The sequence below is a fragment of the Xenophilus sp. Marseille-Q4582 genome, from assembly GCF_916700565.1.
Taxonomy (GTDB): domain Bacteria; phylum Pseudomonadota; class Gammaproteobacteria; order Burkholderiales; family Burkholderiaceae_C; genus Xenophilus.
On the sequence record NZ_CAKAKO010000003.1, the window covers coordinates 113,531 to 136,249 of the forward strand.

Here is a 22,719-nt window from a genome sequence, read left to right on the forward strand (position 1 = left end):
CTCCTTCCAGCACCATGACCGCTCGCACCTCCGACACGCTCGCCCCTCCCGCCGCCTCGCAGGCGGACATCGCCGGCCGCCGCAAGTCGCTGCTGTCCCGCCGAGCGGGTTCGGTCCTGCTGCTGCTGGCACTGCTCGCACTTTGGGAGTTCGGCACGCGCGTCTTCAATGTCCCGAAATTCCTGCTGCCGCCCTTCAGCGACGTCGTAACGGCGCTCTACCGCGGCCTGGCAGCCAGCCCGATGGCCAAGGATGGCCTGTGGCTGCACACCTACGTCACACTGACGGAAATCCTGCTCGGATTCGCCATCGGCAGCGCGATCGGACTGGTCATGGGCGTCCTGATCTCCGAGTTCGAAGTGCTCGACGACCTGCTGCGGCCCTACATCGCCGCCTTCCAGAGCCTGCCGAAGGTGGCGATTGCGCCGATCGTGGTGACCTGGCTCGGCTTCGGCCTGACGTCCAAGGTCGCCATCGTGTGCCTCATCACCTTCTTTCCGGTGCTGGTCACCAGCATCGCGGGTTTCAAGGCCGTCGACATCGACCGCATTGACCTGATGCGCTCGCTGTCCGCCACGCGCTGGCAGATCTTTATCAAGGTCAAGTTCCCTGGCGCCCTGCCGTACATCTTCGCGGGCCTGGACATGGCGGCGGCCTTCTCGGTCGTTGGTGCCATCGTGGGTGAATTCGTCGGTGCCCAGGCTGGGCTGGGCGTGCAGATCCTGCAGATGGAAGCCCAGTTGGATACGGCCGGCAGCTTCGCTGTCTTCATCGTGCTGTCCCTGCTGGGCATCGCTCTCACGGCGCTGTTGCGCGCCATCCGCCAACGGATGCTGAGCTGGATGCCGGCCACCGATTCCCAAGGAGCGGTGAGCACCTGAGATCGTTCCCCGCACCCGTGTTCCTCCTACTTAAGAAAGGCGATTCATCATGAACAGAAGAGATTTCGGCCTGGGGGCCGCCTCCTTGGGCCTCCTGTCTCTGGCACCTGGCGTCAACGCGCAAGGCAAGCGGGTCTTCCGCGGCGCCAACCCGAACGCGGTGCTAGACGCCCAGCAGGCGTTTCTCACCTGCGGGCGCCATCCGAGGCTCGGCTACTTCGAGGCCGAGGGCGTGGACCTGGAATTCGTCAATATGAGCAGCATCACGCAGGCGATGATGTCCATCGCGACCAAGCAGGTAGACCTGGGCTCACTGGCACCCGCGCTGTTCCTGCCGGCGATGGCCAAGGAGCCGGGACTCGGTCTGATCGCTGCCTACAACTGGCTGCCGCGCAACGCCAACACGGTGATCGTGCTTGCCGACAGCCCCATCAAGACCATCAAGGACACCGTGGGCAAGCGCATTGGCATCCGCAACCAGGGCGATGGCGGGATCGTCCAGTTGCAACTCATGTACACCGAACTAGGACTGCCGACGACCGACATCAACTTCGTTGCCGTAGGCGACGTGGGCGTCGCCGGCGCGGCGCTGAAGGAAAACAAGGTGGATGCGTACGTCAGCTTCGACACCGTCGGAGGGCGCATGGAGGCCCTTGGCTTTCCGATCCGGTACCTCCCGTTGCCGCCGCAATATGCGCGCCTGGGCTCCGGCTGGTTCGGCTTTCGCAAGAGCGATCTGAAGGAGAACCGTAAGCAGGTGGTGGGCTTCTGCCGAGCGGCGGCCAAGTCCACCCTCTTCGCGCATACGAACCTCGCCCAGGCCATCAACATCCACTGGGAACTCTACCCCGACTCGCGCTCCAAGTCGAAGTCGGACGACGAGAGCCGCAAAGAGATCGAAACCATCTTGCACCAGCGAAAGGACAACTGGATCCGCTGGCCCGACGATGCAGACCAACGATTCGGTGCATCGACGCTGGCCGAATGGAAGTCGATGATCGAGATTGCTGCGCGCAGCACCAACAATCCCCAGTTGCCCCAGCAAATCGGTGACCCGTCCAACGTGTTCACCAATGAACTCATCGACGAGGCGAATCGCTTCGACCGAAATGCAGTTATCAGGCAGGCAAGAGAGTTCAGAATCTGAGCCCTCCTGCCTAGGAGACGGTGGCATGAGCCTCGGCAATGGCCCAGCACCACGGCAGACAGAAGGCATCGCCTCCATGGCTTTCCAGCGGGTCGGCCTGCTGCCCGATTGCTAAACTGCTGCGCCGGCACCGACGGCTGGCCAGTATGAACCGCCCCGGTTTTCGCGGAGGCTCCCTCGTTTGAGAAGATGGAGCCATCATGAGGAAGTCAGTGAAGTTTTCGCCGGAGGTTCGCGAGCGTGCGGTGCGCATGGTGTTCGAGCACCGAGAGGAGCACGAATCGCAATGGGCGGCGGTTGTATCGATCGCCGGCAAGATCGGTAGCACGCCGCAGACGCTGCTGAACTGGGTGCGTCAGCACGAGCGTGACACGGGTCAACGCGAAGGCGTGACCACGGCCGAGGCCAAGCGCGTCAAGGAACTGGAGCGCGAAGTGCGCGAGCTTCGCCGCGCCAACGAGATCCTCAAGCTGGCCAGCGCGTTTTTCGCCCAGGCGGAGCTCGACCGCCGGCTGAAGTGATGTACGCCTTCGTGGACCGGCACCGCCAGCGGCATGGGGTCGAGCCGATCTGCAGGCTGCTGCAGATCGCCCCATCGGCCTACCGGCGGCACGCTGCCCGGCAGCGCGATGCGGCCTTGCTCAGCGGCCGAGCCCAGCGAGACCAGGAACTGATGGCCCACATCGAACGGGTGTGGCAGGCCAACCTGCGGGTCTACGGCGCTGACAAGGTCTGGCGGCAACTGCAACGCGAAGGCCACACGGTGGCGCGCTGCACCGTCGAGCGCCTGATGCGCCGCATGGGGCTGCGTGGGGTCGTGCGCGGCAAAGTGGTGCGCACAACGATCGGCGATGCGCGAGCGCCATGCCCGCAGGACCTGGTCAACCGGCAGTTCAGCGCGCAGCGCCCGAACCAGCTGTGGGTGAGCGACTTCACGTACGTGTCCACCTGGCAGGGCTGGCTGTACGTGGCCTTCGTGATCGACGTGTTCTCGCGGCGCATCGTGGGCTGGAGGGTGAGCACGAGCATGCGCACGGACTTCGTGCTCGATGCCCTGGAGCAGGCCCTGTACGCCCGCCAGCCCGGCCAGGAAGGCTCGCTCGTGTGTCACAGCGACCGCGGGTCGCAATACGTCAGCATTCGCTACACCGAGCGGTTGACCGAGGCCGGCATCGAGCCATCGGTGGGCAGCAAGGGCGACTCCTACGACAACGCTCTGGCAGAGACGATCAACGGGCTGTACAAGGCCGAGTTGATCCATCGCCGGGCGCCCTGGAAGACCAGAGAGGCGGTGGAGTTAGCGACCTTGGAGTGGGTGTCCTGGTTCAACAACCATCGGCTGATGGCCCCGCTGGGCTACGTGCCGCCCGCCGAGTTCGAGACCACCTACTATCGCAATCTTGAGCGGCAGGCCAGCTCGGCCTGACTCAAGCCAACCAGCCTCCGCGAAAGCCGGGGCGGTTCAGGCTTCAGCGCCCAGCAGATCGATCAGCGCTGCGGCCAGACGTTCGGGAAGACGCGTCAGATACACACTCTGCAAACCCGCGCCATTGGGCCGCAACGGTGCATAACGCTCAGGCAGAAGCGGCGCCAGTACCGCCATGTGCGCTGCTGGCCGGACGGGCAGTCGAAGGGGATGGAAGCGCACATCCAAGCGCCAGCCGATCAAATCCCAATAGGCGCCTGTCTGCCCGAACTCCAACGGCTTCGGGGCTTCATATGCATGCGACGCTGCGATGCCGATGGCCCGGATCACAGTGTCCGCAAAGGAGAAGACTACATCGCCTGGCGCGACCTCACGCATGAAGTCATAGAACGGATTTCTTGCCTGATTGGCCTTGCGCTTGGGCGACCAAAGGTATCCGCCCTGAACCTCATGGCGGTAGGTTTGGTTCTGATTGACCCACCAGTAGCGCATGGTTGCCGGCTACCGTCTTGGCGGCGCCGAATCGCTCAATGACGCCAGCACGTCAATCTTGCCCGCAACCGCCTGGCACGCGGCCACGAGATCGGTGACGATGCGCTCGTCGACGTTCAGGTCGCCCTCGTACTCCCCCAGGTTTCGGATATCGTGGCATTTCGACAGCACCCGCCAGACTTCCGGCCCCAGTCCCAACGTGTGCGGCAGCAGTTGAAAGACCAGATAGCGATTTGTCGAACGGTATCCATTCCATCGCAGTGCGGCCAGGCAGAACGCATGCGCTGCGTTGTAGGCGAGATCGAAACGGCTCTCGATGGAAAGAGCAAGGTTGAGGGCATCCTTCATCCTCGCATGCCCGGAGCGCTTCAAGCCATCGAACTCTCTCGCATCCGGCGGCTCGGCCTTCAGCGCTTTGCCTGGGCCGCTGAGGTTCTCAAGTGGGGAGGTCATGTTCGCCTCCCACGATCCAGAGCTTGGATGATTCCAGCACCCGACTCAGGAACGACTCCTGCGCCGACACACGCTTCAGGAATTCCGCACGCGTCAGAATGGTCGGATTGACCGGACGCCCCAATGTGCGGCCTGCATCCTCCACGGCCCCGAAGACATCGCCGTAGCTGAGATCGTCGCTCAGCAGCATCAGGTCGATGTCGCTGTGCGCAGTGTCCGTCTTCTTCGCCACCGATCCATAGACGAAGGCCGCGATGATCTGCGGCACAAGAGGCTGGAGCGCTTGGCGCAGGGGCTCTGCCAGCCCCACCGTCTTCTGCACGATGGCACTCAGCTCCGCAAAAATCGGCGAGTCGGGATTGGCCTGATAGTGCTTCTGGTTACCGACCGGCTTTACGGAGATCAGACCGCTCTTCACCAGCGCGGCCAACTCGCGCTGGACCGCGCCGGTGCCGCTGGCCACCAACCCGATCACTTCGCTGGCGTAGAAGCTACGCCAGGGTTGGCCGAACAGCAACCCGAGCACACGCTGCTTGGTGCCAGGGAAAAGCGCGTCAGCAAGTGCTGAACGCGGTGCGGCGGCGTCCACAGGTATTCCCATATTGGGCTTGATCATACCCAATTTGGGATGATCGTCGAGTTCCAGATGGGCTCTACCGCATCGCAATGCAGCTCTGCGCAGACGACGTCGACCTCGTGATGTCACTCATGACTCAATAGCTGCTGGTCGCCACACCTTCCTTGACCGGCTGCAACCAGTCGGAAGCGACCACGTTACTCTCGGCTTCGCCCCAGCAGGTTGTTCCGATCACCTGCGATAGCCACCATGAACGGCAACGAATTCATTCGCGTTGCCACCATGCACACACCCATACAACCGTCGTCCGAGAGCAGCCCTGCCCTGCCATACCCTGGTGCGGCAGGCTACGACGACCTCCCTCAGTTCCCGTCAAGGGCACCACTGCCCTTTCGCCGCACCATCCGTCGCCACGAACTGCACCAGATCGTCCCCCTGGCCGAGACCACGATCTACGAGATGGAGCAGCGCGGAGAATTCCCACGACGCTTCCGGCTTACTGCCCGCTGCGTCGTCTGGGATCTGGAGGAGGTCGAGGCCTGGATCGAGGCCCGCAAGCAGGCCTCGCGTACAGCAACGGCCGGCAGGCCCATCGGACCGGACGTGAAGCTGCGACAGTACCGGCCCGTCCGGTGAGACTCTTCGCACGCCACCGAGGCTAGGGCGTGTTAACACTAATTTCCAGACTGGCAGTTTTCCAAGAAACTGCGAGTATGGAAATCACCCCTGAACAGTTCTCGCGCATTGAGCATTGCCTGCCTCTGCAGCGCGGCAATGTCAGCCTGACCAATTTGCAAGTGGTCAACGCCATGTTGTATGTTGCCGAGCACGGCTGCAAGTGGCGTGGATTGCCCAAGCGGTTTGGAAACTGGCACACCATCTACACGCGCATGCGCCGCTGGACCAAGGCTGGCGTGCTGGACAAGATGTTTGAAGAGCTACAGCGCGAGCAGGTCATTCGCATCAAGATTGAGGCAGTCTCGCTCGACAGCACCAGCATCAAAGTGCATCCCGATGGCGCTGGCGCTTTAAAAAAAACGGGCCGCAATCCATCGGCAAGTCTCGAGGCGGATGGAACACCAAGATTCATATGGTTGCCGCGGATGCTCGAACGGCCGTGACATTCTGTTTGTCACCAGGTCAGGCGCACGATGCGCCTGCAGGTCGACGCCTGATCGAAAGTCTGGGAAAGACCAGCAGACCCGTGCACTTGCTCATGGATCGCGCCTACGAGGGCAACGAGACGCGCCAACTGGCGCTGGACTTGGGTTTCATTCCCGTCGTTCCACCCTCAAGGAAGAGGCTGGATCCATGGGAGTACGACCGGGCTATGTACAAACGCCGCAACGAAGTGGAGCGTCTGTTCAGGCGGCTCAAGGGTTATCGACGCATCTTCTCCCGATTCGAGAAGCTCGACGTGATGTTCCTCGGCTTCCTCAGCTTTGTGCTGGTGGCCGATGGACTTCGCAGTTTGTGTTAACACGCCCTAGCCGGATCTCGGCCGGCGACAGCGCCCGGTCCTTCGGCACGAAGGTCGCGATCGACGCCGCCCCCACGTCGTTAGCCGGGTTGTTCACCTTCTCACCGTGCAGGATGGCAAACGCATAGACCTGCTTCACGATGTCGCGAACGTGCACCGCGGTCGCAGGAGCCCCGCGCGCCTTCACCTTGCCGCACAGCGCGCGCAGGTCGTCCGCGCCGATCTCGGTGAGCAGCCGGTTCCTGAACGCCGGCAGGATGTCCCGATCGACGATGTGCTTGCGCATCGCCCGGGTGCTGTCGGCCATGCGCGCGTCTGCCATCCAGCGCAGCGTCATCTCGCCGAAGTTCTGGCCTGCAGACAGGCGGCGCTTCTCGCGCTGCTTCTCCATTGCCGGGGATCTGCCCTCGGCGATCGCCCGCTTGGCGTCCATCAGCTTCTCACGGGCCATGGCCAGCGTGATGCCGGCCGGCCCATAGCGGCCGATGGTCAGTGTCTCCCGGCGGCCGTTGAGACGGTAATCATAGCGAAACGCGATGGTGCCGGCCGGCGATACCGTCACGTACATGCCGTCACGGTCGGAAGCCTTGTAAGTCAAGGACTTAGGCTTGAGGTTGCGCAGTGCGGTGTCGGTGAGCATCGAGGTTTTCCTCCTGTTCAAGACGGGTTTTACCGCCAAGGGCTAGGAAGTCCGCCCTGAACAACTCGCAAGCCCTTGATCTGACTGGTTGTTCTTCGAGTTGATGGGCGCGGGATTTGCAAGGTATGGTCTTGCCAGTGCCTGTTTTCTTGCAAATTTCTCCGGGGAGTCCGATGGGTCCGAAGCCTTCGCAGCCGCAAACGGGCGAGTTGTTTCGTCCACGACTGGACGAGCAGATCAACATGAAGCATCCGCTGGTCAGGCTGGGCGCGCTGATCGACTGGGCCGAGATCGAGCGCACGTTCGCGGTGTCGTTCACTTCGGGGCGCGGGCGGCCCGCCTTGGCGCCGCGCCTGGTCGCCGGGCTGCTGTACCTGCAGCACACCTTCGATGCCTCCGACGAGGCGGTGGTCAACACCTGGGTGGAGAACCCATACTGGCAGTTCTTCTGCGGCGAGACCTACCTGCAGACCGAGCTGCCCATTGACCCGTCCAGCCTGACGCGCTGGAGAAAGCGCGTTGGGGAAGAAGGCGTGGAGATGCTGCTGGCGGCCATCATCGATGCCGCCCGGCGTGGTGGCGTCATCAAGAAAGCCGGCGTGCAGCAAGTGATCGTGGACACCACGGTGATGCCCAAGGCTTTCGCTCACCCCACCGACAGCCGCCTGCTGGAGCGAAGCCGCCAGCACCTGGTCAAGGTGGCCGAGGGCAATGGGCTGAAACTGCGCCAGAACTACAACCGCATCGCCCCACGGCTGGCCGCGCAGATCGGGCGCTACGCCCACGCCAAGCAGTTCAAGCGCATGAACAAGGCCGTTCGCACACTGCGCACCCGGGTTGGCCGCGTGCACCGCGAGGTGGCCCGCCAACTGCACATGCTGCCCGAAGCGGCCCAGGCCAAGGTCCAAGACCTGCTGCAGCGCACCGGCCGCATCCTCAGTCAACGCACGAAGGACAAGAACAAGCTGTACGCCCTGCACGCGCCCGAGGTCGAATGCATCAGCAAAGGCAAAGCCAGGACACCGTACGAGTTCGGCGTGAAGGTCAGCATCGCTACCACGTTGAAGGAAGGCCTGGTGGTGGGCATGCGCTCCATGCCGGGCAACCCCTACGACGGCCACACCCTGGCTGAGACACTGGAGCAGGTGGGCATCCTCACTGGCACGGACAGGCCGCCCGCCACGGCAATCGTGGACAAGGGCTACCGGGGTGTGAAAGTTGAAGGTGTGCGCATCCTGATGTCGGGCCAAAAGCGGGGCATCACCCGAACGCTCAGGGCCATGATCAAGCGGCGCAGCGCCATCGAACCGGCCATTGGGCACATGAAGATGGACGGGCGGCTGGGCCGCAACCCGCTCAAGGGTGCGCTGGGCGATGCGCTGCACGCGGTGATGTGCGGTGCCGGGCATAACCTGCGCCTGATCCTGGCCGCGCTGCGGCTTTATTGCGCCCGATTCGGGTTATCGATGCAGGCGGTCATCGCCGCACTGCTGGCCGCTCCTGGCGACGTCAGCCTATCTGTAGCTGACAACTGAATTGTTCAGGGCTGACTAGGAAACCTGCTGATGCCCGAAAACCCGCATGGATACTGGATTTCGGAGGTGCTTTTTACCGTCAGGACGGAAAAAACATCCATCATCAACGAGCGGGTCTGAAACCGGACCGGAAATTGACCGTCAGCTTTACCGCAAACTTATTCTGCTGGTCGCCGATAGTCACCGATCGGTATCGTGACGTATTCCCTTTAAAATCAACACGTTACGACGATTTTTCGATAGCTGGCGATAGCCATTGAAACATCTTGTTTCATTCCCACTCAATCGTCGCCGGCGGCTTGGAACTCACGTCATAGGTCACGCGGTTGATGCCGCGCACCTCGTTGATGATGCGGCCCGACACCTTCTTGAGCAGCGCGTAGGGCAGCTCGGCCCAGTCGGCGGTCATGAAGTCGCTGGTCTGCACCGCGCGCAGCGCGACCACGTAGTCGTAGGTGCGGCCATCGCCCATCACGCCCACGCTCTTGACCGGCAGGAACACGGTGAAGGCCTGGCTGGTGAGGTCATACCAGGTCTTGCCACTTGCGGGGTCGACGAAGTTGCGCAGCTCCTGGATGAAGATGTCGTCGGCCCGACGCAGCAGGTCGGCATACTCCTTTTTCACCTCGCCCAGGATGCGCACCCCCAGGCCGGGGCCGGGGAACGGATGGCGGTAGACCATCTCGGGCGGCAGGCCCAGGGCCACGCCCAGTTCGCGCACCTCGTCCTTGAACAGGTCGCGCAGCGGCTCCAGCAGCTTCAGGCCCAGTTGCTCGGGCAGGCCGCCCACGTTGTGGTGGCTCTTGATGGTGACGGCCTTCTTGCTCTTGGCGCCGCCGCTCTCGATCACGTCCGGATAGATCGTGCCTTGCGCGAGGAAGGTGGCGCCCTTGTGTCCACGGCCGCCCGCCTTGAGCTTGGCGGCCTCTTGCTTGAACACGGTGACGAACTCGCTGCCGATGATCTTGCGCTTGGCTTCCGGATCGCTGACGCCCGCCAGCTTGCCCAGGAAGAGCTCGCTTGCATCCACGCGGATGACGTTGGCGTGCAGCTTGCCCGCAAACATCTCCATCACCGCGTCGCCTTCGTTGAGGCGCAGCAGGCCGTGGTCCACGAACACGCAGGTCAGCTGGTCGCCGATGGCGCGGTGGATCAGGGCCGCCGCCACGGAAGAATCGACGCCGCCGGACAGGCCGAGGATCACCTCTTCGTCGCCCACCTGTTCGCGGATCTTCTGCACCGCTTCTTCGATGTGGTCGCGCATCACCCAGTCCGGCTGCGCGCCGCAGATGCCGAGCACGAAGCGCTCCAGCAGCGCCTTGCCCTGCACTGTGTGCGTGACCTCGGGATGGAACTGCACACCGTAGAAGTGGCGTGCCTCGTCGGCCATGCCGGCGATGGGGCAACTGGGCGTGCTGGCCATGAGCTTGAAGCCGGGCGGCAGCTCGGTGACCTTGTCGCCGTGGCTCATCCAGACCTTGAGCATGCCGTGCCCTTCGGCCGTCGAGAAGTCGGCGATGTCCCGCAGCAGCTGGGTGTGGCCGCGCGCGCGCACCTCGGCATAGCCGAATTCGCGCTGGTGCGAGCCTTCCACCTTGCCGCCCAGTTGCTGCGCCATGGTCTGCATGCCGTAGCAGATACCCAGCACGGGCACGCCCAGCTCGAACACGGCCTGCGGCGCACGGTCGTCCACTTCGTACACGCTGGCATGGCTGCCCGACAGGATCACGCCCTTGAGGCGGCCGTCCTTCGCATATTCGCGCACCCAGTCGCTGGTCACGTCGCAAGGATGCACTTCGCTGTACACATGGGCTTCGCGCACGCGGCGGGCGATGAGTTGCGTGACCTGCGAGCCGAAGTCGAGGATGAGGATCTTGTCGTGTTGCATGGCGGAGCTTCAGGAAAGGTCGGAAATGAAAGGATGGTCCAGCTGGCGGCAGGCGCGCACGAGGGCTTCGTCCATCGTGACGAGGGGCGCCTTGAGGTCCACGGCCAGCTTGAGGTAGGAGGCGTCGTAGCTGCTGAGCTGCAACGACTGCGCCCAGCTCCAGAACTCCAGCGGCGAGACACGCATCGGCGCCAGGGCCACGGGCAGGCGGCTCAACAGCCGCAGCACGTGCTGGTGCGCGCCGGGCGTGAAGCGGCCGCGCGCCAGCGCCCGGCCTGCCGCGTGCAGCGCCTCCAGCGGGAAGATGGCGGCCGAGGTGGCACTCTCCTCCTCGGCCATGATGCGGATCAGGGCCTGGGACACGCGGTCCGTGTCTTCGTCGGGGAAGGCCCAGCTGGCGAAGGCGGACGCGTCAATGACCAGCATCGCCGGCTTTCGCGCCAGGCGCGGTCCAAGGGTCGACGCGGTCATCCAGCGCGTGCTTGTGCTCGGCCCAGAGTTCCCGGAAGCCGGGTTGCCCCGGCCGCGCCGCGCCCACCTTGGCGCGCAGCGCCGCCAATTCGGCCACGATCGCCTGGCGGCGCGCCTCGATGCTGGGTTGCACCGACTCGGGCTCCCGGATGAGGCGGATCACGCGCTTGCCGTGGCGGGTCAGCACCACTTCCTCGCCGCCTTCGACCGCGCGGATCAGCTCGGAAAGTTGGCTCTTGGCCTGATGGATGGGAACCGCCTGCATAGTCTGGCTCTTTTCATCATGAATCTGGCCAGATTCTACGCCCACCCAGGTTCGAAAACAAAAAAAAGGACCAGAAATTCTGGTCCTTTTCGCAGCGGTCTTCTGGCGCTTATTCGGCGCGGTAGTTGGGCGCTTCTTTCGTGATCTGCACGTCGTGCACATGCGATTCACGGATACCGGCAGCGGTGATCTCGACGAACTCGGCCTTGTTCTTCATGTCGTCGATGGTCGCGCAGCCACAGTAGCCCATGGCCGCGCGCAGGCCGCCGGCCATCTGGTAGACGATGGAAACCATCGAACCCTTGTAGGGCACGCGGCCTTCGATGCCTTCGGGCACCAGCTTGTCGGCGTTGGGGTTGCCCGTGCTCGACTCCTGGAAGTAGCGGTCGGCGCTGCCCTGCTGCATGGCGCCGATGGAGCCCATGCCGCGGTAGCTCTTGTAGCTGCGGCCCTGGTACAGCACGATCTCGCCCGGCGCCTCTTCGGTGCCGGCGAACATGCCGCCCATCATCACGGTGCTCGCGCCGGCCGCGATGGCCTTGGCGATGTCGCCCGAGTAGCGGATGCCACCGTCGGCGATCAGCGGCACGCCGGTGCCCTGCAGCGCGGTCGCCACGTTGTCCACGGCCATGATCTGGGGCACGCCCACGCCGGCCACGATGCGCGTGGTGCAGATGGAGCCGGGGCCGATGCCCACCTTCACGCCGTCTGCACCGGCCTCGACCAGTGCCAGCGCGGCCGCGCCGGTGGCGATGTTGCCGCCGATCACGTCGACCTGCGGATAGTTCTGCTTGACCCAGCGCACACGGTCGATCACGCCCTTGCTGTGACCATGCGCGGTGTCGACCACGATCGCGTCCACGCCGGCCTTGACCAGCGCCTCCACGCGCTCCTCGGTGCCCTCGCCCACGCCCACGGCCGCGCCCACGCGCAGGCGGCCCGAGGCGTCACGCGCGGCGTTGGGGAACGTGGTCTGCTTGGTGATGTCCTTGACGGTGATCAGGCCCTTGAGTTCATAGGCCTCGTTGACGACCAGCAGGCGCTCGAGCTTGTGCTTGTTCAGCAGCGCCTTGGCTTGCGCCGGCGTGGTGCCCTCGGACACGGTGATCAGCTTGGCGCGCGGCGTCATGATCTCGGTCACGGGGGCGTCGTAGCGCGTCTCGAAGCGCAGGTCGCGCCCGGTGACGATGCCCACCACCTTCCCGCCATCGACCACCGGAAATCCCGAGATGCCCAGCTCTTCCGACAGCTGCAGCACCTGCAGCACCGTGTGCTGGGGAGTGATGACGACCGGGTCGCGCAGCACGCCGGACTCGTAGCGCTTGACCTTCGAGACCTCGGCGGCCTGCTGCTGCGCCGTGAGGTTCTTGTGGACGATGCCGATGCCGCCTTCCTGCGCGATGGTGATGGCCAAGCGGGCCTCGGTCACCGTGTCCATGGCCGCGGAGACCAAGGGCAGGTTCAGTTCGATGTTGCGGGTGAGCCGGGTGGCGAGGGAGGTGTCCTTGGGCAGGACCTGGGAGAACGCGGGCACCAGCAACACGTCGTCGAAGGTGAGCGCTTTGCCAAGAAGGCGCATGGGGAAAGCTCCAAAAAACGGATTGTAGCGATGCCGCCGTGCCGGCTGCATGGCAGGGCCTGTGTCGCGCAAGCCACGCTGCGAGCCGCTCCTGGCGCATCTGCGGCTGCGTTCGGCGCGCATTTCGGCACGTTCGAACGCTTCTCCGCCGCGTTCATGTTGCCAAACGTAAGCACCCGCTACACTCGAATGATGACGCTCAAGCACCTTCTCTGCATGCTCGGTTTCTGCGCGCTGCCGCTGGCAGCGCAGGCGCAGTGGCAATGGGTGGACGGCCAGGGCAAGAAGGTGTTCAGCGACCAGCCGCCGCCCATCGACGTGCCGGAAAAGAGCATCCTGCGCCGCCCCGGCGCCAGTGCCGCGGCCCGGCCCGCGGCAGCTGCGCCCGCCGCGGCGCCCGAGGCAGCGACGCCGGCGGCATCCGCCCCCACGGCCGCGCGGCCCAGCGGCGTGGACAAGGAACTGGAAGAAAAGACCCGCAAGGCCGAAGAAGCCGAGAAGGCCCAGCGCGCCGCCGAGGAGCAGCGCATCGCCAAGGCGCGTGCCGACAACTGCGCGCGGGCCCGCCGGGGCAAGGCGACCCTCGACAGCGGCATGCGCCTGGCGCGCCTCAACGAGAAGGGCGAGCGCGAGGTGCTGGACGATCAGGCCCGCGCGACCGAGCAGGCGCGCTTGCAGGCCGTCATCGACAGCGACTGCAAGGCCCGGCCGTAGGCCCGCGCCCGGCCTGCCGCGCCGTCCGGCGCCTCTTCTGGCGTTTCTTCCGGCGGGTGTGCCAGCGCAGCTCAGTAGCCGGCCTTGCCCCCCGGCCGGCGGCGCGCGAACAGGCCGGCCCGGCGGCTGCCCTGCTGCTGGAAGCGCTCGCGGCGCGCCGCCTTCGGGTCCACCAGCAAGGGCCGGCACAATTCCACGCGATCGCCTGCCGCCAGCGGATGGGACCAGGGCCGCACGCGGCCCCACACGCCGGGCGTCAGCGCCTGCCAGTCCAGGTCGGGATGCGCGGCGGCGAGCCCGCTGGCCTGCACCGCATCGCGCAGCGTGGCCTGTGCGGGCAGTTGCAAGGCTTCTTCGTAGACACGCTGCGCGCTCACGGCGCAGCAGAGCACGACGGTGATGGGCGCGTTCACGTCCCGCCGTAGACCTGCTCGGAACGCTTGACGAAAGCCTCCACCAGCGTGGAAGCCACCTTGTCGAAGACCGGCCCCACCAGCGCCTGCAAGGCGAAGTTGTCGAAGCCGTACTGCAGGCTCAGTTCCACGCGGCAGGCCGTGGCCGCGGCGCCCTCCTCGCCCACCGGCGTGAATTTCCAGATCCCGTCCAGGTGAGAGAACGGGCCCTTGACCAGCTTCATGTGCACCTCGCGCCCGGGCACGTGGTTGTTGCGCGTGGTGAAGCTCTGGCGCACACCGCCGAAGGCCAGGCCCACTTCGGCGGTCATGCCGGTGGCGTCTTCCTCGATCACGCGAGCGTGGTCGCACCAGGGCAGGAACTCGGGGTACTTCGCCACGTCGGTGACCAGCGCGTACATCTGCTCGGCGCTGTACCAGATGAGGACGGACTTGTTGACACTCTTCATAGAATCGGCACGCGGTGTGCGCTCTCATTGTAGGGACGGCATCCGCCCCCATCTCTCCCCTATGGCCAGCAAGAAAACCGACAACTCCAACGCACGCATCGCCGACAACAAGAAGGCCGCGTTCAACTATTTCTTCGAGGAACGCTTCGAGGCCGGCCTGGTGCTGGAAGGCTGGGAAGTGAAGGCCCTGCGCGAAGGCAAGGTGCAGCTGACCGACGGCTACGTGGTGCTGCGCAACGGAGAGATGTTCCTCATCGGCTGCCAGATCAACCCGCTCAAGAGCGCGTCCACGCACGTCAACCCGGACGCCGTGCGCACCAAGAAGCTGCTGATGAAGAAAGAGGAGATCCGGCGCCTGACGGGCAAGGTGGAGCAGAAGGGCTACACATTGGTGCCCATCAACCTGCACTGGAAGACCGGCAAGGTGAAATGCGACATCGCGCTGGCCAAGGGCAAGGCCGAGCATGACAAGCGCGACGTGATCAAGGACCGCGAAGGCAAGCGCGAGGTGGAACGCGCGATGAAGAGTCGCCACCGCTGACGGCGTGCGGCCCTGGCGTCGGTCTTTTGCAACGGCGTCTCCGCTGGCAAGACCTGCCGCCGGCGCAGGCCTACACTCGTCGGCGTTTCGTCATCCCATCTGCCTCACTCAGGAGAACCGTCGATGAAGCTGCTGCTCACCACCTCCGCATTGGCCCTGGCCCTGCTGGCCGGCTGCGCCACCCCATCCGCGCCCGACACCCCGACCCGCACCGTCGACGGCGTGCTGATCGGCCCCACGGGTCGTACGCTCTACACCTTCAGCCGCGACGCGGTCGGCAGCGGCAAGTCGGCCTGCAACGGCCCCTGCGCCACCAACTGGCCGCCGCTGCTGGCACCGGCCAACGCCAGCCCCAAGGGCGGCTACACGGTGATCACCCGCGACGACGGCAGCAAGCAGTGGGCCTACAACGGCTGGCCGCTCTACTACTGGGCCAAGGACAGCAAGCCCGGCGACCGCACCGGCGACGGCGTGGGCGGCGTCTGGAAGATCGCACGGCCCTGAAGCCGCGCGCCCTGCGCCCCTCCGAGAAGCCGGCCCACGGGCCGGCTTTTTCATGGCCGGCGCTGCGCGCCTTGTTCACTGGGCGGCCCTGCCCCCTGCGCGCATCCGCGGCCCCAAGGCAGAGGCGCCAGGCGCATGCGCCGGGCCGCGCGAACCAGGACGGTCAGCGTGCGGGCGAAGAAGCCGCCAGTTCGCAAAGCGCGGCGCAGCGCTCGTCGGCCAGGGCCTGTTCGATGCGTCTCCAGGCCGGCGCCATGGGACCGTCGGCCGACGCCTGGCGCAGATGCTCGTCTGCCATCGCGCGCAGGGCGTGGCGGTTCTCCAGCGTCAGCGCCCGCACGTGCACGCCCGCCGTGTCGGCCAGCGCCGCCAGCAGCGCCTGCGTCTGCGCGGGCTGCACGCGCGGGTCGGCCAGCGCGGCCGACAGGCTGGCGTACAGCTGCATCACGGTCGCCTGGCCGCGCTGCAGGCCCCCCAGCCTGAGGCGTGCACGCATGCGCGGGTCGATCTGCTGCAGCGCCGCTTCGGCCAGCGGCACCTGCCGCGCGATGCAATGCGCCAGGAAGGGCTGCAGCAGGCCCAGTTCCTCCTGGTAGGTGGCACCGTTGTCCAGCAGGCGCTGGGGCGAGAGCTGGCCGTCCTGCAAGGCCCCGAAGCTCTGGTAGGCCAGGACGGCATCGCGCACGCGGCCGCAGGTGTCGGCCACGGCCGGCAACTGCGCGGACATGTGCGCCGGCAGGAAGCGCGCCACATCGCCCAGCGTACGCAGCGCCTGGGCAGCCTGCGGATCGGCCAGCCGCGGCATCGCATGCGGCTGGGCGCTGCGCAGCGCCTCGAAGCGGGCGCCGGCCGCGGCATGGGCGCTCAGGTCCTGCGCATGGACCGCCGCACCGAGCAGCGCCGCCCCTGTCAGCAGCAGCCCGGCCAGGCCCCGCAGGGGCGCGCCCGACCGAAGCAGTTCCCGACCGCGGCGCAGCCGCATGCAGGCGCCCTCTTCCCTTCCTGCCCGGATCAGGCCTCGCGGCTGGCGCGCTTGCGCTCGTGCTCCTTCAGGAAGCGCTTGCGCAGGCGGATGCTCTTGGGCGTGATCTCGACCAGCTCGTCGTCCTCGATGAACTCCACGCCGTATTCGAGCGTGAGGTCGATCGGCGGCGTGATCTTGATCGCGTCTTCCTTGCCACTCACGCGGAAGTTGGTGAGCTGCTTGGTGCGCGTGGCGTTGACGACCAGGTCGTTGTCGCGGCTGTGGATGCCGACGATCATGCCCTCGTACACCGGATCGCCCGCCTTCACGAACATGCGGCCGCGGTCGTCCAGCTTGCCCAGGGCGTAGGTGAAGATCTCGCCGTCGTCCATCGAGATCAGCACGCCGTTCTTGCGGCCGCCGATGTCGCCCTTGTGCGGCTCGTAGCTGTCGAAGATGTTGCTGATCAGGCCCGAGCCGCGCGTGAGGTTCAGAAACTCGTTGGTGAAGCCGATCAGGCCACGGGCCGGGATGCGGTACTCCAGGCGCACGCGGCCGCGGCCGTCCGGCTCCATGTTGACCAGCTCGCCCTTGCGCTCGCCCAGCGCCTGCATCACGCCGCCCTGATGGCCTTCCTCGATGTCGGCCGTCACGAGCTCGATGGGCTCGCAGCGCTCGCCGTCGATCTCGCGGAACACCACGCGCGGCTTGGAGACGGCCAGCTCGTAGCCCTCGCGGCGCATGTTCTCCAGCAGGATGGTCAGGTGCAGTTCGCCGCGGCCGGCCACTTCGAAGATGCCGTCCTCGTCGGTTTCCTTCACGCGCAGCGCCACGTTGTGCTGCAGCTCCTTCTGCAGGCGGTCCCAGATCTGGCGGCTGGTCACAAACTTGCCTTCGCGGCCGGCCAGCGGGCTGGTGTTCACGCAGAAGTTCATGGTCAGGGTGGGCTCGTCCACCTTCAGCATGGGCAGCGGCGCGGGGTTGGCCGGGTCGGTCACCGTGACGCCGATGCCGATGTCGGCGATGCCGTTGATCAGCACGATGTCGCCCGGGCCGGCTTCGGTGGCCTGCACGCGGTCCAGGCCCTGGAAGGTCAGCACCTGATTGATGCGGCCCTTGACGGCGGCGCCGTCGGGGCCTTCCATCACCAGCACGTCCATGCCGGGCCGGATCGTCCCCGCGTTGATGCGGCCCACCCCGATGCGGCCCACGAAGGTGGAGAAGTCCAGGGCCGAGATCTGCAGCTGCAGCGGCGCCGACGCGTCACCGGCATGCGGCTGCACGTGCTTGAGCACGGTGTCGAACAGGGCCGACATGTCGGGGCCCCACTGCTCGCCCGGCTCGCCCTCCTCCAGCGACGACCAGCCGTTGATGCCCGAGGCGTACACGACCGGGAAGTCCAGCTGCTCGTCGGTCGCGCCCAGCTTGTCGAACAGGTCGAAGGCCGCATTCACGACCTTGTCGGGGTTCGCGCCGGGCTTGTCCACCTTGTTGACGACCACGATGGGCTTCAGGCCCAGGGCCAGCGCCTTCTTGGTCACGAAGCGGGTCTGCGGCATCGGGCCTTCCTGCGCGTCGATCAGCAGCACCACGCCATCGACCATCGACAGCGCGCGCTCCACCTCGCCGCCGAAGTCCGCGTGGCCCGGGGTGTCGACGATGTTGATGTGCGTGCCTTTCCAGCTCACGGCGCAGTTCTTGGCCAGGATGGTGATGCCGCGCTCGCGCTCGATGGCGTTGTTGTCCATCACGGTGTCGACCACCTTCTCATGCTCCGCGAAAGTGCCGGACTGGCGCAGGAGCTGGTCCACCATGGTGGTCTTGCCATGGTCAACGTGGGCGATGATGGCGATGTTGCGAATCTGTCGGGTCATGGTGTCAGTGCCTCCTCGGAGGTCTTGGAAGACGATGAACGGGTTTGCAAGAGGGTTTGCTGGATTTCGACGGGGCTCAGCAATCGCCCGGGGATCAGTTCGCCGCCGCGTGCATGGGCCGTGCCCAGGAAGGCGCGCGGGGCCAAGGCCGCCGAAGTCCGCGCAGCGGCCCCGGGCCTGGAGGCGGGCATCCCGCCGAAGACGGCGACCGCCTCGGCATCGGCCCAGCCGCCGCGGCGGCGCATGCCGGAGAGGAAGCGGCCCGCATCGTCGTCGTCCAGCGTGACAGGCACATGGCCGGCCACCAGCGCCTCGGTCGGCAGCAGCGCCGCCAGGCGCTGCGGCTCGTCCAGGGCCTCGAGGGCCTGCAACGAAAGGCACTGCGCGGCCTGGAACGGCCCGGTGGCCGTGCGCCGCAGCGCCGTGAGATGCCCGCCGCAGCCCAGCGCAGCGCCGATGTCGGCGCCCAGCGTGCGGATGTAGGTGCCCTTGGAGCAGTGAACGGCCAGGCGCAGAAAGGGCTCGGGACCGGCCAGGTCCATGTCCAGCAGTTCCAGGTCGTGGATCAACACCGCGCGCGCCTCGCGCTCGACGGTGACGCCTTCACGCGCGTATTCGTAGAGCGCCTTGCCATCCTTCTTGAGCGCACTGTGCATGGGCGGCACCTGCGAGATGGGGCCGATGAAGCGGTCCAGCACCTCGACCACCTGGCCGGGCGTGCAGGCGACGGGCTGCTCGCTCGTGATCTCGCCCTCGGCGTCCGAGGTGGTGGTGGTGCGGCCCAGCCGCACGGTCGTTTCGTAGCGCTTGTCGGCGTCCAGGTGCAGCTGGCTGAACTTGGTGGCCGCGCCGAAGCACAGCGGCAGCACGCCGGTGGCCAGCGGGTCCAGCGTGCCGGTGTGGCCCGCTTTCTCGGCGCGCAGCAGCCACTTGGCCTTCTGCAGGGCCTGGTTGCTGGAAAGGCCCAGCGGCTTGTCGAGCAGCAACACCCCATGCACAGGGCGCCGCTGCACCCGGGTGCGTGGCGCGTTCATGCTCAGTCTTCTTTGGCGCGCGACGAAACCGCCTTGGCGATCAGGGCGTTCATGTCGGCCGCACGCTCGGTGGTGCGGTCGAACTGGAAATGCAGCGTGGGCACGGTGTGGATGTGCAGGCGCTTGAACAGGTGGTTGCGCAGGAAGCCGGCCGCTTGGTTGAGCGCGTCCTGGGTTTCCTGCGGGTCGCCCACCAGCACGCTGAAGAAGACCTTCGCATGCGCATAGTCGGGCGTGACCTCCACGGCCTGCAGCGTGATCATGCCCACGCGCGGATCCTTGAGCTCGCGCGCGATCACCTCCGTCAGATCGCGCTGGATCTGGTCGGCGACCTGGTAGCTGCGGTTGGGCTTGGTGCTCTTCTTGGGCATGTTGCGGCGAGTGGCGCGATGCGCGCCCGGCATCGGGCGTGGGAGCTGGTGGCTCCCACGCCCGACGCAGGGCTCACAAGGTTCTCGCGATTTCCTTGATCTCGAAGACCTCGAGCTGGTCGCCTTCGCGGATGTCGTTGTAGTTGCGCAGCTTGATACCGCACTCGAAGCCCTCGCGGACTTCCTTGACATCGTCCTTGTGGCGCTTCACGGACTCGATCTCGCCCGTGTAGATCACCACGTTGTCGCGCAGCAGGCGGAAGTGCGCGTTGCGCGTGACCACGCCGTCGAGCACGTACGAACCCGCCACGGTGCCGATCTTGGAGGCCACGAACACGGTGCGGATCTCGGCATGGCCGATGACCTCTTCGCGCTTCTCGGGCGCCAGCATGCCGGCCATCGCGGTCTTCAGCTCGTCCACGGCGTCGTAGATGATGCTGTAGTACTTGATGTCGACGTCGTTGCCTTCGGCCAGCTTGCGCGCACCGGCATCGGCCCGCACGTTGAAGCCGATCACGATGCCCTTGGCGGCGATGGCCAGGTTCACGTCCGACTCGCTGATGCCGCCCACGCCGGCGTACACGATCTGCACGCGCACTTCCTCGTTGCTCAGCTTGAGCAGCGACTGCGACAGCGCTTCCTGCGAGCCCTGCACGTCGGCCTTGATGATCAGGGGCAGGGTCTTGACCTCGCCCGCCGTCATGTCGGCGAACATGTTCTCCAGCTTGGCGGCCTGCTGCTTGGCCAGCTTGGTGTTGCGGAACTTGCCGGCGCGGTAGGTGGCGATCTCGCGGGCACGGCGCTCGTCGGCCATGACCATGAACTCGTCGCCCGCCTGCGGCACTTCCGTCAGGCCCTGGATCTCGACCGGGATCGACGGACCGGCCGTCTTGGTGACCTTGCCGTCCTCGTCCAGCATGGCGCGCACGCGGCCCGAGGTCGAGCCGGCCAGCACCACGTCGCCCACCTTCAGCGTGCCCGACTGCACCAGCACCGTGGCCACGGGGCCGCGGCCCTTGTCCAGCTGCGCTTCGATGACCAGACCCTTGGCGGAGGCTTCCACCGGGGCCTTGAGCTCCAGCACTTCGGCCTGCAGCAGCACCTGCTCCAGCAGGTCGTCGATGCCCTTGCCCGTCTTGGCCGAGACCTCGACGAAGGGCGAATCGCCGCCGAATTCCTCGGGCACGACTTCCTCGGCCACCAGCTCGCTCTTCACGCGCTCGGGGTTGGCTTCGGGCTTGTCGATCTTGTTGACCGCGACCACGATCGGCACCTTGGCGGCCTTGGCGTGCTTGATGGCTTCCTTGGTCTGCGGCATCACGCCGTCGTCGGCGGCCACCACCAGGATCACGATGTCGGTCGCCTGGGCGCCGCGCGCACGCATGGCCGTGAAGGCCTCGTGGCCCGGGGTGTCCAGGAAGGTCACCATGCCGCGCGGCGTGTCGACGTGGTAGGCGCCGATGTGCTGCGTGATGCCGCCGGCCTCGCCCGCCGCCACCTTGGTGGTGCGGATGCGGTCCAGCAGCGAGGTCTTGCCGTGGTCCACGTGGCCCATGACGGTGACCACGGGCGCGCGGGGCAAGGCCTCGGCCGATGCGGCCTGCACTTCCTCTTCGGTGAAGGCCTCCGGATCGTCCAGCGCCGCCACGACGGCCGTGTGGCCCATTTCCTCGACGAGGATCATGGCCGTGTCCTGGTCCAGCGGCTGGTTGATCGTGGCCATCTGGCCCAGCTTCATCAGCTGCTTGATCACTTCGGACGCCTTCACCGACATCTTGTGCGCCAGCTCGGCGACCGTGATGGTCTCGGGCACGTGCACCTCGATGACGCGCGCTTCCACCGGTTGCGCCTGCTGCGGCTCGTCCTGGTGGCGGTCGTTGCCACGCCGGCCGCGCGGCCCGCTGCGCCAGTTGCCGCGCCCGACGCCGCCGGAGGCGTCGCCGCGCGTCTTGATTTCCTTCTTCTTGCCCTGGTCGTTGGCCCAGGCGGAAGAGGTCTTGGCGGACTTGATCTCCTTGCCACCCGGCGCCGCAGGCGCGCCTGCGGCCGGGCGTGCACCGCCCGCGGCCGCGCCACCGGCCGTCGTGGCCGGCTTGTGCAGCGTGCCCTTGACGGCGGGCTTGGGCGCGGGTTCTTCCTTCTTCGCGACCAGCACGCGCTTGGGCGCGTTCATCATCTCGCGGATGGCCTCGGCTTCGGCCAGGGCCTTGCGACGGCGCTCTTCCAGGTCGCGCGCCCGGGCGGCCTCCTCGTCGGCGCGTGCCTTCGATTCGGCTGCGGCCTTGGCCTTGGCTTCCTCGCGGGCCTTCTCGGCCGCGGCCTTCTCTGCCGCGGCCTTTTCCGCGGCGGCCTTCTGCTCGGCCTCGGCGGCGGCAGCAGCAGCGGCTTCCAGCGCCGGCGCGTTGCGGGCCTTGGCGGCCGCGGCGTTCAACGCCGCGGCTTCGGCACGTGCGCGTTCCGCCGCGGCCTCGCGCGACTTCTCGGCCTGCTCTTCCTGCTCTTCCTTGGCGCGCTCGGCGGCCTCGGCCGCTTCGCGCTGGCGGCGCTTTTCAGCCAGGTCTTCTTCCTGGCGGCGCAGCAGTTCGGCGGCGCGGCGCGCTTCTTCCTCGCGGCGGGCCAGCTCGGCCGGGTCGATCTGCGGCACCGCGGGGGGCGGCGGCGGAGCCTGGACGGCCGGTGCCGGCGCCGGCGCCTCGGCCGGCGCATCGTCGCGCTGGATGAAGGTGCGCTTCTTGCGCACTTCGACCTGGATCGTGCGGGCACGCCCCGTGGCGTCAGCCTGCTTGATCTCGCTGGTGGACTTCTTCGTCAGCGTGATCTTCTTGCGCTCGGCGGGGGCGCTGCCATGGCTGGCCTTGAGGTGCGACAGCAGCTGCTGCTTGTCGCCCTCGGTCAGCGCATCGCTGGCCGCGGCCTTGCTCACCCCTGCGCTGCGCAATTGCTCAAGCAGGGTTTCGGGTGTCTTCTTGAGTTCCTGAGCGAACTCTGCAACGGTGGTGCTGGACATATGTGTTTCGGGCT

General features: G+C 66.3%; 23 protein-coding genes, 1 pseudogene and 1 other annotated feature. Of the genes and pseudogenes, 9 read left to right on the plus strand and 15 right to left on the minus strand.

Annotated features, from left to right (window positions below; translation table 11 throughout):
• Positions 1 to 14 precede the first annotated feature (14 nt).
• The 3 genes from LG388_RS10990 (at position 15) to LG388_RS11000 (ending at position 3,454) form a co-directional block, all read left to right on the plus strand.
• Entirely contained in the window at positions 15 to 881 is an 867-nt protein-coding gene (locus LG388_RS10990; protein WP_225782870.1) for an ABC transporter permease, read from the plus strand.
• A gap of 49 nt (positions 882 to 930) precedes the next feature.
• Entirely contained in the window at positions 931 to 2,028 is a 1,098-nt protein-coding gene (locus tag LG388_RS10995) for an ABC transporter substrate-binding protein (RefSeq protein ID WP_225782871.1), read from the plus strand.
• A gap of 200 nt (positions 2,029 to 2,228) precedes the next feature.
• Positions 2,229 to 3,454 (plus strand): IS3 family transposase gene (locus LG388_RS11000; RefSeq protein ID WP_225782872.1). Its coding sequence is split into 2 segments (ribosomal slippage): positions 2,229 to 2,517 and positions 2,517 to 3,454, totalling 1,227 coding nucleotides; the frame shifts between segments, so codons are not numbered across the junction.
• Positions 2,507 to 2,623 (plus strand) — a sequence feature (AL1L pseudoknot). (Overlaps the previous gene by 117 nt.)
• Positions 3,455 to 3,490: 36 nt before the next feature.
• Here LG388_RS11000 and LG388_RS11005 read toward each other — a convergent pair.
• The 3 genes from LG388_RS11005 to LG388_RS11015 are packed head-to-tail and all read right to left on the minus strand — an operon-like array spanning position 3,491 to position 5,015.
• Positions 3,491 to 3,946, minus strand: a complete 456-nt coding sequence (locus LG388_RS11005; RefSeq protein WP_225782873.1) for a hypothetical protein — start codon at positions 3,944 to 3,946, stop codon at positions 3,491 to 3,493.
• A gap of 9 nt (positions 3,947 to 3,955) precedes the next feature.
• Complete coding sequence (locus LG388_RS11010) at positions 3,956 to 4,399, minus strand: hypothetical protein (protein WP_225782874.1); 444 nt, start codon at positions 4,397 to 4,399, stop codon at positions 3,956 to 3,958.
• Complete coding sequence (locus tag LG388_RS11015) at positions 4,383 to 5,015, minus strand: nucleotidyltransferase domain-containing protein (protein ID WP_225782875.1); 633 nt, start codon at positions 5,013 to 5,015, stop codon at positions 4,383 to 4,385. The genes LG388_RS11010 and LG388_RS11015 overlap by 17 nt, the downstream gene beginning before the upstream one ends.
• Positions 5,016 to 5,258: 243 nt before the next feature.
• Here LG388_RS11015 and LG388_RS11020 point away from each other — a divergent pair, with 243 nt between their 5' ends.
• Entirely contained in the window at positions 5,259 to 5,612 is a 354-nt protein-coding gene (locus LG388_RS11020; RefSeq protein WP_225783573.1) for an AlpA family transcriptional regulator, read from the plus strand.
• Positions 5,613 to 5,689: 77 nt separating this feature from the next.
• A protein-coding gene (locus LG388_RS11025) for an IS5 family transposase (RefSeq protein WP_225781940.1) occupies positions 5,690 to 6,456 on the plus strand; the annotation gives its coding sequence in 2 pieces (ribosomal slippage) (positions 5,690 to 6,005 and positions 6,005 to 6,456; 768 coding nt in all).
• 7 nt (positions 6,457 to 6,463) lie between these two features.
• Here the strand turns inward: LG388_RS11025 and LG388_RS11030 are convergent.
• A pseudogene (locus tag LG388_RS11030) lies at positions 6,464 to 7,096 on the minus strand (tyrosine-type recombinase/integrase); the annotation flags it as partial.
• Positions 7,097 to 7,269: 173 nt separating this feature from the next.
• On the opposite strand from LG388_RS11030, the gene LG388_RS11035 reads away from it, so the two are divergent.
• Positions 7,270 to 8,631 carry an IS5 family transposase gene (locus LG388_RS11035; protein WP_225782876.1) on the plus strand — a complete coding sequence of 454 codons (1,362 nt, stop codon included), beginning with the start codon at positions 7,270 to 7,272 and terminating at the stop codon, positions 8,629 to 8,631.
• 271 nt (positions 8,632 to 8,902) lie between these two features.
• Here LG388_RS11035 and guaA read toward each other — a convergent pair whose 3' ends face one another.
• The 4 genes from guaA to guaB form a co-directional block, all read right to left on the minus strand.
• Complete coding sequence (gene guaA / locus LG388_RS11040) at positions 8,903 to 10,519, minus strand: glutamine-hydrolyzing GMP synthase (RefSeq protein WP_225782877.1); 1,617 nt, start codon at positions 10,517 to 10,519, stop codon at positions 8,903 to 8,905.
• Positions 10,520 to 10,528: 9 nt separating this feature from the next.
• Entirely contained in the window at positions 10,529 to 10,945 is a 417-nt protein-coding gene (locus LG388_RS11045) for a type II toxin-antitoxin system VapC family toxin (RefSeq protein ID WP_225782878.1), read from the minus strand.
• Positions 10,932 to 11,255, minus strand: a complete 324-nt coding sequence (locus LG388_RS11050; protein ID WP_225782879.1) for a type II toxin-antitoxin system Phd/YefM family antitoxin — start codon at positions 11,253 to 11,255, stop codon at positions 10,932 to 10,934. The genes LG388_RS11045 and LG388_RS11050 overlap by 14 nt, the downstream gene beginning before the upstream one ends.
• 109 nt (positions 11,256 to 11,364) lie before the next feature.
• Positions 11,365 to 12,834, minus strand: a complete 1,470-nt coding sequence (gene guaB, locus LG388_RS11055) for an IMP dehydrogenase (RefSeq protein ID WP_225782880.1) — start codon at positions 12,832 to 12,834, stop codon at positions 11,365 to 11,367.
• Positions 12,835 to 13,026: 192 nt separating this feature from the next.
• Here guaB and LG388_RS11060 point away from each other — a divergent pair, with 192 nt between their 5' ends.
• Complete coding sequence (locus tag LG388_RS11060) at positions 13,027 to 13,548, plus strand: DUF4124 domain-containing protein (protein ID WP_225782881.1); 522 nt, start codon at positions 13,027 to 13,029, stop codon at positions 13,546 to 13,548.
• A gap of 71 nt (positions 13,549 to 13,619) precedes the next feature.
• Here the strand turns inward: LG388_RS11060 and LG388_RS11065 are convergent, their stop codons facing one another.
• On the minus strand, positions 13,620 to 13,961 hold the full coding sequence (locus LG388_RS11065) for an RnfH family protein (protein WP_370630140.1): 342 nt from the start codon (positions 13,959 to 13,961) through the stop codon (positions 13,620 to 13,622).
• The gene (locus tag LG388_RS11070) at positions 13,958 to 14,410 is read right to left on the minus strand and encodes a type II toxin-antitoxin system RatA family toxin (RefSeq protein ID WP_225782882.1); all 453 of its coding nucleotides are present in this window, start codon (positions 14,408 to 14,410) and stop codon (positions 13,958 to 13,960) included. The genes LG388_RS11065 and LG388_RS11070 overlap by 4 nt, the downstream gene beginning before the upstream one ends.
• A gap of 61 nt (positions 14,411 to 14,471) precedes the next feature.
• Here LG388_RS11070 and smpB point away from each other — a divergent pair, with 61 nt between their 5' ends.
• Together smpB and LG388_RS11080 are read left to right on the plus strand one after the other, a co-directional pair.
• Positions 14,472 to 14,951, plus strand: a complete 480-nt coding sequence (gene smpB / locus LG388_RS11075; RefSeq protein ID WP_225782883.1) for an SsrA-binding protein SmpB — start codon at positions 14,472 to 14,474, stop codon at positions 14,949 to 14,951.
• Positions 14,952 to 15,074: 123 nt separating this feature from the next.
• Positions 15,075 to 15,455, plus strand: a complete 381-nt coding sequence (locus tag LG388_RS11080) for an ATP-binding protein (protein ID WP_225782884.1) — start codon at positions 15,075 to 15,077, stop codon at positions 15,453 to 15,455.
• A 163-nt stretch (positions 15,456 to 15,618) separates the two neighbouring features.
• On the opposite strand, the gene LG388_RS11085 is transcribed toward LG388_RS11080, so the two are convergent.
• The 5 genes from LG388_RS11085 to infB form a co-directional block, all read right to left on the minus strand.
• Positions 15,619 to 16,437, minus strand: a complete 819-nt coding sequence (locus LG388_RS11085) for a hypothetical protein (protein WP_225782885.1) — start codon at positions 16,435 to 16,437, stop codon at positions 15,619 to 15,621.
• 29 nt (positions 16,438 to 16,466) lie between these two features.
• Positions 16,467 to 18,293 carry a translational GTPase TypA gene (gene typA, locus LG388_RS11090; protein WP_225782886.1) on the minus strand — a complete coding sequence of 609 codons (1,827 nt, stop codon included), beginning with the start codon at positions 18,291 to 18,293 and terminating at the stop codon, positions 16,467 to 16,469.
• On the minus strand, positions 18,290 to 19,327 hold the full coding sequence (gene truB, locus LG388_RS11095) for a tRNA pseudouridine(55) synthase TruB (RefSeq protein ID WP_225782887.1): 1,038 nt from the start codon (positions 19,325 to 19,327) through the stop codon (positions 18,290 to 18,292). The genes typA and truB overlap by 4 nt, the downstream gene beginning before the upstream one ends.
• Positions 19,328 to 19,329: 2 nt before the next feature.
• A complete protein-coding gene (gene rbfA / locus LG388_RS11100) occupies positions 19,330 to 19,698 on the minus strand; it encodes a 30S ribosome-binding factor RbfA (RefSeq protein ID WP_225782888.1) in 369 nt (122 codons plus the stop codon).
• A 73-nt stretch (positions 19,699 to 19,771) separates the two neighbouring features.
• Complete coding sequence (gene infB, locus LG388_RS11105) at positions 19,772 to 22,705, minus strand: translation initiation factor IF-2 (protein WP_225782889.1); 2,934 nt, start codon at positions 22,703 to 22,705, stop codon at positions 19,772 to 19,774.
• Positions 22,706 to 22,719 lie beyond the last annotated feature (14 nt).